Source organism: Streptomyces sp. NPDC127097, from assembly GCF_042724075.1.
Classification (GTDB): Bacteria; Actinomycetota; Actinomycetes; order Streptomycetales; family Streptomycetaceae; genus Streptomyces.
Map to the genome: position 1 here is coordinate 58,435 of NZ_JBHXFI010000021.1, position 13,968 is coordinate 72,402.

The following is a 13,968-nucleotide window of genomic DNA, read 5'->3' on the forward strand; positions in this document are numbered from 1 at the left end:
GAGTCGGCATCATCCGGAGTCCCCCCGCGCGACCGCGATGCCAGTGCAGGAATTTGTCACAGCGCGATAAACCTTACGAAAGCCTGAACACGTTCGGAGATGCTTTTGCACATCCGGATTACGGCCCTGCGTATCCGCCCGGTCACAGAATGTTTAGTGTTACCGGGGGTCACCCGAACAAAAGCCCCGGGCAAATACCGCCCCCGGGAGATTTCATAGAAATTCGCATCCCGCACCCGTGCCCCGACACCGGGAGGTCCGATGTCCGCACCGCGTTTGCAGAGCCGCCGCGCCGCACACCGTGCCCGGCCCTCGCCTTCAGTGCCCCGCCCCCGGCGCCCTCCGAGCGAACCCGGCCCGCCGGACCGGCGGGCCCCTGGAGGCGGTTTCGCCGGAACCGCCGTACTCCGTCCGGCGCTTCCGGCCGCACTGCTGCTCTTCCTCGCCGTCACGCTGCACTCCGGCGCGGCGGACACCCTGATGCGCTTCCTGGACTTCGGCGCCGGAGTCCTCGCGCTGGTCTCGCTGTCGGTCACCGTGCTGTGGGGCCTGGCCGCCACCGACCGCATGGTGCTGCACTCCGGGCACCGGCTGCTCGCCCAGGCCGTGCACCGCGGCACCGCGGTCGCCGGACTCGGCTTCCTCGGCCTGCACATCTGGGTGAAGATCGCCGAGGGGCACACCGGCGCCACGGCCGCCGCGGTGCCCTTCACCGACGGCGCCCGGCCCGGCCTCATCGGCCTCGGCACCCTCGCCGCCTACACGTTCATCGCCGTCGCGGTGACCGGCGCGGTACGCGGCGCCTTCACCGGCCTGTCCGGCGCCCGCTGGTGGCGGGCGCTGCACATGTGCGCCTACCTCGCCTGGGGCCTGGCCCTGGTGCACGGCCTCAAGTCCGGGCGCGCGGCGGCCGGCTGGGCCGTCGCCGGATATGCCATCTGCCTCACGGCGGTGGCCGTACGACTCGCCCTGCGGCTGCGCGACGCACGCAGGAACACAGGAGAACTCCCATGACCGCCCCCGCCCCCACCCAACTGCTGCCGGCCCTCGCCGAGGCGGAGCCCGTACCGACGCTGGCGTCCTTCGGGCCGCCGCGGCTGCTGGCCGGCCTCGACGAGATACCCCGCATGGACCGGGTGGCCCACCTGTCCCGGCACGGCAGTCTCCCCCAGCTCACCCCTCAGGAGCTGGTGGCGCTGGCCGAGGACATCGATCTGCGCGGCCGCGGCGGCGCGGGCTTCCCCTTCGCCCGCAAGCTGACCGCGGTCATCGACGGGATGAAGCGGGCCGACGGCAAGGGCGCGGTGGTCGTCAACGGCAGCGAGGGCGAGCCCAGTTGCCTCAAGGACACCGCGCTGCTGCTGCACGCCCCGCATCTGGTGCTCGACGGCGCGCTGCTGGCCGCCGACGCGCTCGGCGCACAGGAGGTCGCCCTGGGGGTGACCCGTACGGACGTGCTGAGCTCGGTGCAGCGGGCCATCGACGAACGCGGCCCGGTCCGGCCGACGTTACGGGTCACCCTGCTCACCGAGCGGTTCGTCACCGGCGAGGGCTCGGCCATGACGAACGGGCTGGGCGGCGGCCCCGGGCTGCCCTCCGGCCGCAAGATCCGCTCCAGCGAGCGCGGACTGAACGGTGTGCCGACCCTGCTGTCGAACACCGAGACCTACGCCCAGCTCGCGGTGGCCGCCCGCCTCGGCGCGCTCGGCTACCGCACCGCGGGCCTGCCCACCGAGCCCGGCACGCTGCTGCTGACGGTCGCCGGCAGCCGGGTGGTCGAGGTCCCCTACGGCGTCTCGCTGGCCCGGGTCCTGGCGCTGTGCGGGATGGACCAGGGGCAGGGCGTGCTGATCGGCGGCTACCACGGCACCTTCGTGTCCCCGGCCGACGCACTGACCGCGAACCTGTCGAAGGAGTCGCTGGCCGAGTACAACGCGGTGCTCGGCGCCGGGGCGGTGCTGCCGATCCCGTACGACACCTGTCCGGCGGGCGAGACGGTCCGTGTCGCCCAGTGGATGGCCGCCGAGTCGGCCGGCCAGTGCGGCCCCTGCGTGCTGGGCCTGCCCGCGCTCGCCGACCAGCTCGACCGCGCCGTACGGGGCGGCGGGGAGGCCGCCCTGGAGGCCGTACAGACCCGGATGCGGGCCGTGGAGAAGCGCGGCGCGTGCAGCCATCCTGACGGCACCTCACGCTTCGTCGCCTCGGCCCTGCGGTCCTTCCCCGAGGAGTTCGAGCGGCATGCGAAGGGCTTCGGCTGCGGCCGCCCGGTGACCGGTGCCCTGCCGGTCACCGGGAACCCGCCGCTGGCGGTCACCGCCCCCGCGCCCGCCCCGGCGCGGCCGGCCGCGCCGCCGCAGGAACGGCTGCTGATCGACTGGACGCTGTGCCGCGGCCACGGCCTGTGCGCCGATGTCGTGCCCGGCGTCGTGAAACTCGGCGCGGACGGCTATCCGCAGTCCGCCAGCATGCCGCTGCCGGCCCGGATGCGGCGCCGCGCCCAGCTCGCGGTGCGCCGCTGCCCCGCGCTGGCGATGCGGGTACAGGGCGGCAACTGACGTACGGGGCAGGGCTTTTGCGCCCGGAGAAAATTCTTCGGCGCCGTTGAACGCCCGGCCCCCCGGAGCGCGTATTCCCCGGGCGACGGCACCCCGCCGTCGCCCGGCCCGGACCCGACCGGATCGGAACGGGCGACCGGACGGCAACGCGGTCACCACCTCAGCAACGACGGAACCACCCACCGGCAGAGGAGACATCATGATCAATCGACGTCGTGCGGCGCTCGCGGCCGCGGCGGTCGCCACCCTGGCGCTGACCACCGCCTGCGGCAGCAGCGGCACCCAGAGCGCCCCCGGCACCACCAGCGCGGACAACGTCCAGCCCGCCGGCCAGGGCACCAGCGACTACGGCTACGGCTCCTCGGGCGGCGGCTCGGGCTCCGGCGGCCAGGCGGGCGGCGCCGACGCCGCCGGCAAGGCCCCCAAGGCCGCCGCCGCCGGGAAGCTGAAACTGAGCCAGGACGCCAAGATCGGCACGATCGTGACCGACGCCAAGGGCATGACCCTCTACCGCTTCGACAAGGACACCCCCGACCCCGCCAAGTCCAACTGCAACGGGTCCTGCGCCACCACCTGGCCGCCGGTCCCCGCCGACGGCGCCAACGCCCCGTCCGGCATCGACAAGAGCAAGCTGGGCTCGGTCACCCGCGCCGACGGCGTCAAGCAGCTCACCATCGCCGGCTGGCCCGCCTACCGCTACATCAAGGACACCCAGGCCGGTGACACCAAGGGCCAGGGCGTCGGCGGCACCTGGAACGCGCTGGCCCCCGACGGCAAGAAGGCCGGCGCCCAGGAGCCCGCGGACGTCTCGGTGTTCAACCACCCCGACCTCGGCGGCATCCTCGTCGACGGCAAGGGCCGCACCCTCTACCGCTTCAACAAGGACAGCGCCTGGCCGATGAAGTTCGGCTGCAACGACGCCTGCCTGGACACCTGGAAGCCCGCCAAGCCCGCCGACCGCTCCAAGCTCAACGGCATCGCCCCCAAGCTCATCTCCACCGTCACCCGCCCCGACGGCACCCGCCAGCTGGCCGTCGACTGCTGGCCCGTCTACTGGTTCACCGGCGACGAGCAGCCCGGTGACATCAACGGCCAGGGCAAGATGGGCCTGTGGTTCGCGGTCTCCAAGGAGGGCAAGAAGATCACGACGACACCGGAGGGCTGAGCCGCCCGTCCCCCGACGGCACACCCTCCCGCGGGAACTCGTCGTCCAGCGCCAGCACCTCGGCGTCCGGCCTCTCGTCCGCGGCGCGCGGCCCCAGCCAGGTGACCGCGAGCGCCACCGCCACATTCACGGCGAGCCCGACGATCCCCGCGTTCATCCCCCACACCGGGTCGTGTCCCCCGAAGACCAGGACACAGACCAGCGTGAAGCCCGCCACCAGGCCGCTCACCGCGGCGTGCAGCGTCAGCCGCCGCCACACCAGCCCCAGCAGCAGCATCGGCACGAGCTGCGCCATGCCCTCGTACGAAATCAGGGACAGCCGGACGAGGGTGTCGGGGGCGGTGTAGGTCAGCAGCAGCGCCAGGGCCCCGGCCACCACCACGACCAGCTGCGACCACAGCTTCTGCCGTCCGCCCGCCGACCCTCCCCCGCCGTCCCCGGAAGCCGCCCCGGCCGCCCCCTTGTTGAGACGGGGGATCGCGCCCAGCACGCTCCTCCCCCACATCGTGCCGATGACCAGCATGAACACGGCCATCGGCACGATGGAGGAGAGAGCGGCGGCCACCCCGACCAGCCCCACGGCCCAGGCCGGAAGGGAGTCCACCACCATCCTGAACAGCGCGAGATTGGAGTCCGCACCGCTCAGACCGGGCACCACGAACAGCGCCGCCATCCCCAGCAGCATCGGCACGAACAACAGCACGTTGTAGAACGGGAGGTACAGCGCGTTGCGGCGCAGCGCCTCGGCGTTGCGGGCACCGAGATAGCCGGCCACCGTCGTCGGAAAGATCACCACGGTCAGGGAGTTGACGAGGGTGGTGGTGACGAACCAGACCTGGCCCAGTCCCCCCGAGTCGTGCCCGGGGAAGGTCAGCCACTGCGGCTTCTCGGCCACGAGCCGGTCCAGGAACGGCCCGTAGCCGTCGAAGTAGTGCAGCGGCACATAGACCGCGAGGAAACCGAGGGTGCCGATGACGAGGACGTCCTTGAGCACCGAGACCCAGGCGCTGCCGCGCAGCCCGCTGATCACCACGAAGCCGGTGGTGACCGCGAAGCCGAGGAAATAGGCCCAGTCGATGCTGATGGCGCCGTAGGAAATGGTGGAGACGACCACGCCCATGCCGGTGATCTGGAGCTGTATGTACGGCAGCAGACAGACCGTGGCGAGCAGGGCGACCGCGGCCCCGAGCCAGGGCGCGCGGTAGCGGTGCGCGATCATGTCGGTGATCCCGACCAGGCCGTGCCGGCGGGCGTAGGCCCACAGCATCGGCCCGACGACGTACCCCAGCGCATAGCCGCAGGACATGTAGGCGAGCACATAGAGCACCGGGGCACCGGAGTTGTAGCCCCAGCCGGCCGCGCCGAGGTAGCTGAAGCTCGTATAGCTCTCGCCGGCCATCAGCACCCAGATGAACACCGTGCCCAGACTCCGGCCACCCACCGACCACTCCGACAGCCCTGCCGGCCGCCCCTTCTCGGTGCCCTTGCGCCGCACCGCGAGCAGGCCGAGGACGACGGTGAGCACCATGAAGGCGCCGAAGACGGTGGTCGAGACGGCGGCGTTCATATCCGCCCCCGCGCGCGGTCGCCGCGCCGGGCCAGCCACACCGCGAGCGGGGTGGCCAGCGTGGCCAGCAGCATCCAGAAGAACAGGAACGGCAGCCCGAGCACGGTCGGCGTCACCCGGTTCACCAGCGGCAGCGCCACCAGGAACAGCGCATACGGCAACAGCAGCCACAGCAGCGCGGGACGCCTTCTCGAACCCGGGGACCGGCCGCCGGGGGTCTGGTTTCGCATGAGGCGAGAGCCTAGGCGACCGGCCCCCGCCGTCACCTGGGCCGTGTCGACCGCAACTCGGCCCAGACCACCAGCCGGTAGGCGGACGTGTACTCCGGCGTGCAGGTCGTCAGCGTCAGATAGGCACCCGGCGCGGTGAAGCGGTAGCCGGGGTGCACGCTGCTGTACGGGACCGGGGCGAGGACCGTGCCGTCGCCGGGCGTGGTGCGCGGCAGGGTGCGCCGCACGGCATAGGTGTAGCGGGCCTCGGCGGTGTCGACGAGGACGGTGTCGCCCGGCCGCAGCCGGTCGAGCCGGCGGAACGGCTCGCCGTGGGTGTTGCGGTGCCCGGCCAGCGCGGCGTTGCCGGCCCGGCCGGGCCGCGCGCTGTGCGGATAGTGGCCGACATAGCCCCGGTTGAGGACCGCGGCCTTGCCGACGCCCTGGGCGATGGGGGCGGTGAGCCCGATCCGGGGGATGCGCAGCACGGCGTACGCCAGCTCCTCCGGCGGTGCCGGTGTGCGGCTCCCGGCGCGGCCGGGCGGACCGGCCGGCGGGGCGCTCTGCGCGGCCCGCGCGCCGGTGCGGCCGTCCTCCGGCGCCGGGTCCGGGCCGGGTGCCGGCGGCCGGGCGTCCCACTGCCGCTCCAGCCGGCCCACCGTGTCCCGCGCCGCGTGCTGCGCCTGACGGTTGGTCCACCACAGCTGGTGCACGACGAGCAGCAGCAGGACGGCGCCGAGCGTCACCGCCAGCTCCGCGCCCGTCCACAGCGCCCGCACGGCACCGGAGCGACGGGGGCGCCGCCCCTGCACGACTACCGGTATCCGCTCCCGCACGCGGGCACCGTAAGCCCTGCGGGCGCAGGTCTCCAGAGCCGCGCACGGCCCGGCGGGCGGCGGGGGTCAGCCGCCGAAGGCGTGCGAGACGGCGTAGATGCACAGTCCGGCCAGCGCGCCGACGACGGTGCCGTTGATGCGGATGAACTGGAGGTCCCGGCCGATGTGCGCCTCGATCTTCCGGGAGGTGTGCTCGGCGTCCCAGCCCGCGATGGTGTCCGTGATCAGGGAGGTGATCTCGCTCTGATAGGTCGTCACCACGTAGACGGCCGCGCCCTCCAGCCAGCCGTCCACCTTGTCCTGGAGCCGCTCCTCCTCGGCCAGCCGCCGGCCCAGGGACAGCAGCGCGGCCCGGACCCGCAGCCGCAGTTCGCTGCGCTCGTCCTCGGCGGCGGCGACGATCATCGCGCGGACCGAGCCCCAGGCCGAGGCGATCAGGTCCTGCACCTCGCTGCGCCCCAGCACCTCGGACTTGAGCCGCTCGACCTTGGCCCGGGTCTGCGGGTCGGACTTCAGATCGTCCGCGAAGTCCCGCAGGAAACGGTCGATCGCCCCGCGCGCCGGGTGCTCGGGCATGTCCCGCATCTCGGTGACGAAGCGCAGCAGCTCCTTGTAGACCCGGTCGCCCACCTTGCGGTCGACGAACCGCGGGGTCCATCCCGGTGCGCCGCCGGAGACTGCGGTCATCACGGAGTCGGCGTGCAGGACCAGCCAGTCGTGGGCGCGGGCGACGACCAGATCCACCACCCGGCGGTGGCCGCCCTCCGCGACGACCTTGTCCAGCAGGGTGCCGACACCGGGCGCGATCTCCTGGGCGTGCGCCCGGCGGGTGATCGCCTCACCGACCACCGCCTGTACATCGGAGTCGCGCAGCACGGTCAGCGCGCCGCGCAGCGCGGTGGACACCTCCTCGGTGACCCGGTCGGCGTTGCGGGGCTCGGCGAGCCAGCCGCCGAGCCGCCGGCCGATGCCGACCGAGCGCAGCCGGCGGCGGACGACGTCGGCGGAGAGGAAGTTCTCCCCGACGAAATCCCCCAGACTCTGACCCAGTTGGTCCTTTTTGGTGGGAATGATCGCGGTGTGCGGAATGGGCAGCCCCATCGGCCGCTTGAACAGTGCGGTGACCGCGAACCAGTCGGCCAGCGCGCCGACCATCCCGGCCTCCGCGGCCGCCGCGACAAACCCGGTCCAGCCGCCCGCCCCGGCTGATCCGGCCCATTTCGCCAGCACATAGACCACGGCGACGGCCAGCAGCAGGCCGGTGGCCAGGGTCTTCATCCGGCGCACCGCGCGCCGGCGCTCCTCGTCGGCGACACCGAGGACGAACCCGCCGGCCGGCCCGGGGGACGCCGCGCCCGCCACCGGCGCCCGCCCCGTATCGGGTGCCGTGTCCGCTTCTGTCCGTTCCATCCGCTCCACCGCTCCCACCGTGCCCCCCACCGTCCCTACGGCCTATCCTGCTCCGCACGCCGGCCACCGTTCCGGCCGTAGTCCCACTGTGACCTACTCCTGGAACGAACCACGAGTTCCCCGCGTCCATGCCGTGGAGGCATCGAACGGGGCGCCGGGCGGCGCCCCCGAGGTCCGTGGGATCATGAAGGACCGATCGGACCGCAACGGTGCCGCTGATCATCCGCTGCCCTTGCCCGCCCGGAGCGTGCTGCTCCGCTTTACCCAGGAGACCCCTCCCGCATGAAGAAAAGTGTGGGTTACTCCCTGCTCGCCGGTCTGGCAGCAGTGGTGGTACTGATCTCGACCGCGATATTCGTCGGCTTCGGCGGCGAGGACGGCGGTCCGGGCACCTCCTCACACAAGCCACGTGACCCCGCGGCCCCCGCGGTCTCCGGACAGTGGGTCGGCACCTGGTCGGCGGCCGCGGCGGCCGCCGAGCCCGGCACCCTGAACGGCTACGCGGGCATGTCGATACGCAATGTCGTGCACACCAGCGTCGGCGGCTCCGGCGTCCGCATCCAGCTCTCCAACCTCTACGGCACCCGGCCGCTGGTGGTCAGCCACGCCTCGCTGGCGCTGGCCGCGGCCCCCAGCAACCCCACCGCCGCGAGCGGCACCATGCGGCGGCTGTCGTTCGGCGGGAAGCCCGCGGTGACCATCCCGGCGGGCGGCGCGGTCACCAGCGACCCGGCCCGGCTGAAGGTGCCCGGCGACGCGGACCTGCTGGTCACCACGTACTCGCCGTCGCCCTCGGGCCCCGCCACCTACCACCCGTACGCCCGGCAGACCTCCTACCTGGCGCGCGGCGACCGCGCCGAGGACGCCACCGGCGCCGCCTACACCGAGCAGAGCCCGTACTGGCGGTATCTGACGGGCGTGGACGTGTGGAGCACCCAGGCCCGCGGCTCGGTCGTCGCCATCGGCGACTCGATCACCGACGGCATCACCTCCACGGCCGGCGCCAACCACCGCTGGACGGACTTCCTCGCCGCCCGGCTGCGCACCGAGCCCGGCGCGCCCCGCTACGGCGTCCTCAACCAGGGCATCAGCGGCAACCGGCTGCTGGTCAACGGCTCCCGGTTCTCGCCCAACAACGGGCCCAGTGTGCTGTCCCGCCTGGAGCGCGATGCGCTGTCCCGTACGGGCGTGAAGGCGGTGATCGTCGAGATCGGGCTGAACGACCTGTTCAAGACCCCGCGCCAGCTCGACCCGGAGAAGATCGTCGGCGGGATGCGGCAGATCGTCCGGGAGGCGCACGCCCGCGGGCTGCGCGTCACCGGCAGCACCCTGACGCCGTTCGGGGGACACCGCGGTTACTCCACCCAGCTGAATTCGGTCCGCGAACAGGTCAACCGGATCATCCGCTCCGGCGGCGTCTACGACGAGGTCGTGGACTTCGACAAGGCGCTGCGGGACCCGGCGTCGCCGGGGCGGCTGCGCCCCGAGTACGACTCCGGTGACCACCTCCACCCGAGCGACGAGGGCTTCCGGGCGATGGCCTACGCCGTGAACCTCCCGCACCTCAGGCAGGCGGCCCCCGCCGCGCTGTAACCCCAACGGAGCAGACGGCCGCCCCGAATTCGGCCCGCGCGGGCGGCGGGGCGGCGGGCCCGGTGCGATCCGCCGGGGAGGCGGTGGTCCGGCACACCCCTCCGCGGCGGCGTCGTCCGGTGCGGGAGGAGACTGAGCGGCATGGCCATGGTGAAGAACATCGATGCCCGCGGGATGCAGCACTGCGAGACGACGACGCTGGGCGTGCTGCTGCGGCATGAGGGACTCGACCTGTCCGAGCCCATGCTGTTCGGGCTCGGCTCCGGGCTGTCCTTCATCTACTGGGACAGCAAAAGCATGGGCTTTCCCTTCCTGGGAGGCCGGGTCAAGCCGTTCGAGCTCACCAGGAACCTGGCCGCGGTACTCGGGCTGGAGCTGCTGGTCGCGGAGACCACGTCCCCGCGCAAGGCGTGGCAGAACGTGGCGGCACCCCTCGACGCCGGCCGACCGGTCGGCCTTCAGCTCGACAGCTACCACCTGGACTACTTCAGCACCAAGGTGCACTTCGGTGGGCACGTCGTGGCCATGTACGGCTACGACGAGCAGGACGCCTACCTGGTGGACACCGCCCCGCAGGGCGGAGCCGTCTCGACCGGCCTCGCCGCCCTGGCCAGGGCCCGAGCGGAGCGCGGCCCGATGACCGCCAGGCACCGGTCCTTCACCCTCACCGCGCCCGGCAACCTGACGTCACCTCAGGACCGGATCATCCCCGCGATCAAGACCTGCGCCGACGCCTTCCTGAACCCGCCGATCGCGAACCTGGGCCACCGGGGCATCGAGAAGACCGCTAGGCAGGTGCCGAAGTGGCTGGAGCGCAGCGGCAGTCCGCGGGAGGACCTGCCACGGGCCGCCGTCCTCATGGAGCGGGCCGGCACCGGCGGCGCCCTGTTCCGCAATCTCTACCGGGACTTCCTCGCCGAGTGCGCCCAGCTGACCGACAGCGGCCACCTGCGCACCGGCCACCGCCTCTATAGCGAGGCCGCCGCCCTCTGGACACAGGTGGCCGCACTCCTCACGGCGGCAGGCGAGTCCGGCGACGCAGAGAACCTCACGCGGGCCGCCGCCCTCCTCCACGAGCTCGCGCGCGTCGAACGCGAGGCGATGCAGGCGCTGAGCATGCTCTAGGGCAATACCTCCAGGGGCCTGTCCGAGACGGTCACAAGGGTCCGCCGGCCACGCCCTAGTCCAGCTCCCTGCGCCCGTCCTCCTTGAGGCGGCGCCGCTCCTCCTTCAGCCGGCGGCGCTCGGCCTTGGGCAGCTTGCGCTCGACGCTGACGCCGCCCATCAGTGCCAGGCCCTTGACGACGACCCGGGGCGCGCCCGGCTCGGCCGGTGCGCCGTCCTCCCGCGCGTCGAAACCGCCCATGATGCCGAGCCCGCGGACGTCGACATCCAGGCCCGGCGGCACCACGATCTGCACCCCGCCCATGAGCGCCCAGCAGGTGATCACGATCTCCGGGCCGGCGAAGTTCGCCTCGCGCAGGTCGATCTCCCCGCCGCCCATGATGCCGACGGCCGTGAAGCGGCGCCCGATCGTCCACCGGCCCTTGCGCTGGAAACCGCCCAGGATGCCGACGCCCGCCGCGGAACCGTCCGTGCCGCTCACGATCCGCTCCGACCACCGCGCCGGCGCACCGCTCTCCTTGCGCAGCGACAGCGGCGCCGGGGCCGCCGCGGCCACCGGGAGGTCGGCGGTGAGCGGCTCCAACTCCCCGTAGGTGCGCGCCCGGTAGGCCGCGTCCAGCCGCTCGTCGAACTCCTCCATCGCCAGCCGCCCCTCCGCCACGGCGTCCCGCAGGATCTCGGCGACCCGCTCACGGTCGGTGTCGGAAGCGCGCAATTCCGGGAGGTCTTCAGTCATACGGACACATTAGAGGGCGCCGCCCGCATTGCCGCCGTCCTCCGCGACATCCCACCGCGTGCCCCCGCCCGCGTACAGCTCCGCGATCAGGGTCTCGATGTCCGGCTCCCGCACCGACAGATCCACCAGCGGATAGCGTGCGGCGACCGCCGCGACCAGCGGCGCCGCGCTCCGCGACGCCGGGAACGCCAGCCACTGCCGGGGCCCGTCCACCCGGACCGTACGGGTGCCCGGCACGCCCTCGATCGGCGGCAGCTCCCGCGCCAGGTCCACCACCAGCGTCCGCTCGCCGCCGCCGGCCGCCCGCAGCCCGTCGAGCCCGCCGTCGTACACCAGACGACCGTGGTCGATGACCATCACCCGGCGGCACAACTGCTCGATGTCGGTCAGGTCATGGGTGGTCAGCAGGACCGTGGTGCCCCGCTCGGCGTTCACCTCGCGCAGGAACTCCCGCACCTTCGCCTTGCTGACCACATCGAGGCCGATGGTCGGCTCGTCCAGATACAGCACCTCGGGGTCGTGCAGCAGCGCCGCCGCGATATCGCCGCGCATCCGCTGACCCAGCGACAGCTGCCGTACGGGCACGGTCAGCAGCGGGCCCAGGTCCAGCAGTTCGACACAGCGCTCCAGGTTGGCGCGGTAGGTGCGGTCCGGGACCCGGTACATCCGCCGCACCAGCTCGTAGGAGTCCTTGAGCGGCAGGTCCCACCACAGCGTGGTGCGCTGCCCGAAGACCACCCCGATCCGGCGGGCGAGCCGGGTCCGCTCCCGCGCCGGGTCGATGCCGGCGATCCGCAGCCGGCCGCCGCTGGGGACGAGGATGCCGGTCAGCATCTTGATGGTGGTGGACTTCCCGGCGCCGTTCGGCCCGATGTAGCCGACCATCTCGCCGCGCGGCACCCGGAAGGAGATCCCGTCCACGGCCCGGACCTCCTGCCGCACCCGCCGCAGCCGGCCCGCCCTGCGCCGCACCGAGAAGACCTTCTCGACGCCCTCGGCCTCGATCAGCTGCTCCGCGTCGGCCGTACCGCTCATCCCACCCACTCCTTCGTCGTCCCGTTCGCGGCCCGCCCCGTGCGGCGCCCTCAGCTGCCGGTGCTCCGGTATCCCCGCAACCCCAGCCGCCACGCCAGCCCGGCCCCCGCACACATCAGCCCCGCCACCACCGGCCCCAGGAAGTCCACCCAGCCCGGCAGCCCCAGCGGGTCGGGCCGGCCCAGCAGCCGCAGCGCGGGCAGCCAGTTCACGAAGGCCAGCGGGACGAGGTAGGTGACCCCGCGCACCAGCTCCTTGGCGAACACCGTCGGCGGGTACTGGAGCAGCGCGTTGCCGCCGTAGGTGAAGGAGTGCTGCACCTGGGCCGCGTCCTGCGCCCAGAACTGGAAGGCCGCCCCGGCGGTGAAGACCGCCGCGAAGATGGCCGTGCCGCACACCGCCATCAGCGGCACCATCAGCACCCGCCCCACCGTCCAGTCCACCTCGACACGGGGCAGCGCCCAGCCGAGCACCAGCAGCGCCTGGGTGATCCGGCCCACCCGGCGCAGCGCGAAGCGGTCCGCCGCGATCTGCGCGAAGACCGGTACGGGGCGCAGCAGCAGGGTGTCGAGGGTGCCGTCCCTGATCCGCAGGCCCAGCCCCTCGATGCTGCCCAGCAGCAGGTCCGCCAGGCCCAGCGCCATCCCTGACGTCCCGTACAGGAAGGCCACTTCGGGCAACGAGAAGCCGCCGAGGGCCTCGATCTGCGAGAACATCAGCATGATCGCCACGAAGTCCAGCCCGTTGGCGGCGAAGCTGCCGACCGCCATCATCACGAACGAGGTCCGGTAGGCGAGGGTGGAGCGCACCCACATCCGGACGATCAGCCCGTACGCGGCCAGTCCCCACGCCGCCTCCGCCGCCCGCCCGCGCCCGCCCCGGCCCGGCGCCGCCGTCCGCCCGCTAGCCACCGTGCACCACCACCTTGCGGGTCGCCGCCGACTGCACCAGCCGGCCCAGCGCCAGCAGCGCCCCCGCCCACCCCGCCTGGAACACCAGCCCCCGCACCAGCCCGTCGCCGCTGCGGACCCCCATCAGCACATCGGCCGGCACCTGAAGGATCGCCGCCCACGGCAGCAGCTGGACGGCCTCCCCGAACCCGCCGGGGAAGACCCGCAGCGGCAGCACCATCCCCGTGAAGAACAGGCAGGCCAGCCCGCTGATCAGGGCCAGCCCCGAACCGTCGAGCAGCCAGAACGACGCCAGCGCGACGAGGTACCGCAGCGCGAAACTCACCAGCACCCCGAACAGCACCGACAGCAGAAAACAGCCCCAGGTCAGCGCATCGCCGGGCAGCGCCAGTGGGAAGGCCAGGGCGCCCACCGCCATCGGCGCCGCCCCGCGGCCGAGCAGCTGGAGCCCGGCCCGCCCCAGATCAGCGGCCAGCCACCACAGCTGGAGATCCGCCGGCCGGTAGAGGTCCACCGCGATATCGCCGGTACGGATCCGCTCCTGGAGCTCGTCCAGCCCCCCGCTGCCCATCAGCGCGGCGGTGGCCAGCAGCGCCTGCGCGGTCCAGACGAAGGTCAGCGCCTGCGCCTGGCCGTAGCCGCCCAGATGCGGCCGTTCGTCCCACAGCGCGATGTACGTGTAGGCGACGATGAAGCCGAAGACGGTGTTGGTGAACACCCCCGCCACGGTGGCGATCCGATAGGTGGCGTACCGCCGGAAGCTGCCGGCCGCCACCGCCGCGTACACCACGCCGCGTTCCCCCCAGCCCCGTTCTCGTCGGACGCG

The 13,968-nt window shown here is 72.9% G+C and carries 13 protein-coding genes; 5 read left to right on the forward strand and 8 right to left on the reverse strand.

The annotated features are described in order from the left end of the window. Positions 1-261: 261 nt before the first annotated feature. From ACFWJW_RS18150 to ACFWJW_RS18160, 3 genes are all read left to right on the forward strand, one after another. A complete protein-coding gene (locus tag ACFWJW_RS18150) occupies positions 262-1,014 on the forward strand; it encodes a hypothetical protein (protein ID WP_387241770.1) in 753 nt (250 codons plus the stop codon). Next, positions 1,011-2,555, forward strand: a complete 1,545-nt coding sequence (locus tag ACFWJW_RS18155) for an NADH-ubiquinone oxidoreductase-F iron-sulfur binding region domain-containing protein (protein WP_387241773.1) — start codon at positions 1,011-1,013, stop codon at positions 2,553-2,555. The genes ACFWJW_RS18150 and ACFWJW_RS18155 overlap by 4 nt, the downstream gene beginning before the upstream one ends. Positions 2,556-2,754: 199 nt before the next feature. Next, positions 2,755-3,720 (forward strand): SCO0930 family lipoprotein, encoded by a 966-nt coding sequence (locus ACFWJW_RS18160; RefSeq protein WP_387241776.1) that lies wholly within the window; start codon positions 2,755-2,757, stop codon positions 3,718-3,720. Here the strand turns inward: ACFWJW_RS18160 and ACFWJW_RS18165 are convergent. From ACFWJW_RS18165 to ACFWJW_RS18180, 4 genes are all read right to left on the reverse strand, one after another. Continuing rightward, the gene (locus ACFWJW_RS18165; protein ID WP_387241779.1) at positions 3,698-5,287 is read right to left on the reverse strand and encodes a sodium:solute symporter; all 1,590 of its coding nucleotides are present in this window, start codon (positions 5,285-5,287) and stop codon (positions 3,698-3,700) included. The two genes, ACFWJW_RS18160 and ACFWJW_RS18165, sit on opposite strands and share 23 nt — an antisense overlap. Beyond that, a complete protein-coding gene (locus ACFWJW_RS18170; RefSeq protein WP_387241782.1) occupies positions 5,284-5,517 on the reverse strand; it encodes a DUF3311 domain-containing protein in 234 nt (77 codons plus the stop codon). Before ACFWJW_RS18170 ends, ACFWJW_RS18165 begins: the two co-directional genes overlap by 4 nt. A gap of 32 nt (positions 5,518-5,549) precedes the next feature. Further along, positions 5,550-6,332 carry a class E sortase gene (locus ACFWJW_RS18175; protein WP_387241785.1) on the reverse strand — a complete coding sequence of 261 codons (783 nt, stop codon included), beginning with the start codon at positions 6,330-6,332 and terminating at the stop codon, positions 5,550-5,552. 66 nt (positions 6,333-6,398) lie between these two features. Then, complete coding sequence (locus ACFWJW_RS18180; RefSeq protein WP_387241788.1) at positions 6,399-7,742, reverse strand: DUF445 domain-containing protein; 1,344 nt, start codon at positions 7,740-7,742, stop codon at positions 6,399-6,401. 282 nt (positions 7,743-8,024) lie between these two features. Here ACFWJW_RS18180 and ACFWJW_RS18185 point away from each other — a divergent pair, with 282 nt between their 5' ends. Both ACFWJW_RS18185 and ACFWJW_RS18190 read left to right on the forward strand, forming a co-directional pair. Continuing rightward, positions 8,025-9,335 carry an SGNH/GDSL hydrolase family protein gene (locus tag ACFWJW_RS18185; protein WP_387241791.1) on the forward strand — a complete coding sequence of 437 codons (1,311 nt, stop codon included), beginning with the start codon at positions 8,025-8,027 and terminating at the stop codon, positions 9,333-9,335. Positions 9,336-9,476: 141 nt separating this feature from the next. Beyond that, entirely contained in the window at positions 9,477-10,460 is a 984-nt protein-coding gene (locus ACFWJW_RS18190; RefSeq protein WP_387241794.1) for a BtrH N-terminal domain-containing protein, read from the forward strand. A gap of 55 nt (positions 10,461-10,515) precedes the next feature. Here ACFWJW_RS18190 and ACFWJW_RS18195 read toward each other — a convergent pair whose 3' ends face one another. The 4 genes from ACFWJW_RS18195 to ACFWJW_RS18210 form a co-directional block, all read right to left on the reverse strand. Next, positions 10,516-11,196, reverse strand: a complete 681-nt coding sequence (locus ACFWJW_RS18195) for a DUF1707 domain-containing protein (protein ID WP_387241797.1) — start codon at positions 11,194-11,196, stop codon at positions 10,516-10,518. Between the two features lie 9 nt (positions 11,197-11,205). Next, positions 11,206-12,231 (reverse strand): ATP-binding cassette domain-containing protein, encoded by a 1,026-nt coding sequence (locus tag ACFWJW_RS18200; RefSeq protein ID WP_387241800.1) that lies wholly within the window; start codon positions 12,229-12,231, stop codon positions 11,206-11,208. 50 nt (positions 12,232-12,281) lie between these two features. Beyond that, a complete protein-coding gene (locus tag ACFWJW_RS18205) occupies positions 12,282-13,046 on the reverse strand; it encodes an ABC transporter permease (protein WP_387241953.1) in 765 nt (254 codons plus the stop codon). Between the two features lie 88 nt (positions 13,047-13,134). After that, positions 13,135-13,932 carry an ABC transporter permease gene (locus ACFWJW_RS18210; RefSeq protein ID WP_387241956.1) on the reverse strand — a complete coding sequence of 266 codons (798 nt, stop codon included), beginning with the start codon at positions 13,930-13,932 and terminating at the stop codon, positions 13,135-13,137. Positions 13,933-13,968 lie beyond the last annotated feature (36 nt).

Excerpts from the sequence above, each read along its gene's own strand:
- ACFWJW_RS18150 (WP_387241770.1), top strand. The coding sequence starts at position 262 with ATGTCCGCACCGCGTTTGCAGAGCCGCCGCGCCGCACACCGTGCCCGG.
- ACFWJW_RS18155 (WP_387241773.1), top strand. The coding sequence starts at position 1,011 with ATGACCGCCCCCGCCCCCACCCAACTGCTGCCGGCCCTCGCCGAGGCG.
- ACFWJW_RS18160 (WP_387241776.1), top strand. The coding sequence starts at position 2,755 with ATGATCAATCGACGTCGTGCGGCGCTCGCGGCCGCGGCGGTCGCCACC.
- ACFWJW_RS18165 (WP_387241779.1), bottom strand. The coding sequence starts at position 5,287 with ATGAACGCCGCCGTCTCGACCACCGTCTTCGGCGCCTTCATGGTGCTC.
- ACFWJW_RS18170 (WP_387241782.1), bottom strand. The coding sequence starts at position 5,517 with ATGCGAAACCAGACCCCCGGCGGCCGGTCCCCGGGTTCGAGAAGGCGT.
- ACFWJW_RS18180 (WP_387241788.1), bottom strand. The coding sequence starts at position 7,742 with ATGGAACGGACAGAAGCGGACACGGCACCCGATACGGGGCGGGCGCCG.
- ACFWJW_RS18185 (WP_387241791.1), top strand. The coding sequence starts at position 8,025 with ATGAAGAAAAGTGTGGGTTACTCCCTGCTCGCCGGTCTGGCAGCAGTG.
- ACFWJW_RS18190 (WP_387241794.1), top strand. The coding sequence starts at position 9,477 with ATGGCCATGGTGAAGAACATCGATGCCCGCGGGATGCAGCACTGCGAG.
- ACFWJW_RS18195 (WP_387241797.1), bottom strand. The coding sequence starts at position 11,196 with ATGACTGAAGACCTCCCGGAATTGCGCGCTTCCGACACCGACCGTGAG.
- ACFWJW_RS18200 (WP_387241800.1), bottom strand. The coding sequence starts at position 12,231 with ATGAGCGGTACGGCCGACGCGGAGCAGCTGATCGAGGCCGAGGGCGTC.
- ACFWJW_RS18205 (WP_387241953.1), bottom strand. The coding sequence starts at position 13,046 with ATGTGGGTGCGCTCCACCCTCGCCTACCGGACCTCGTTCGTGATGATG.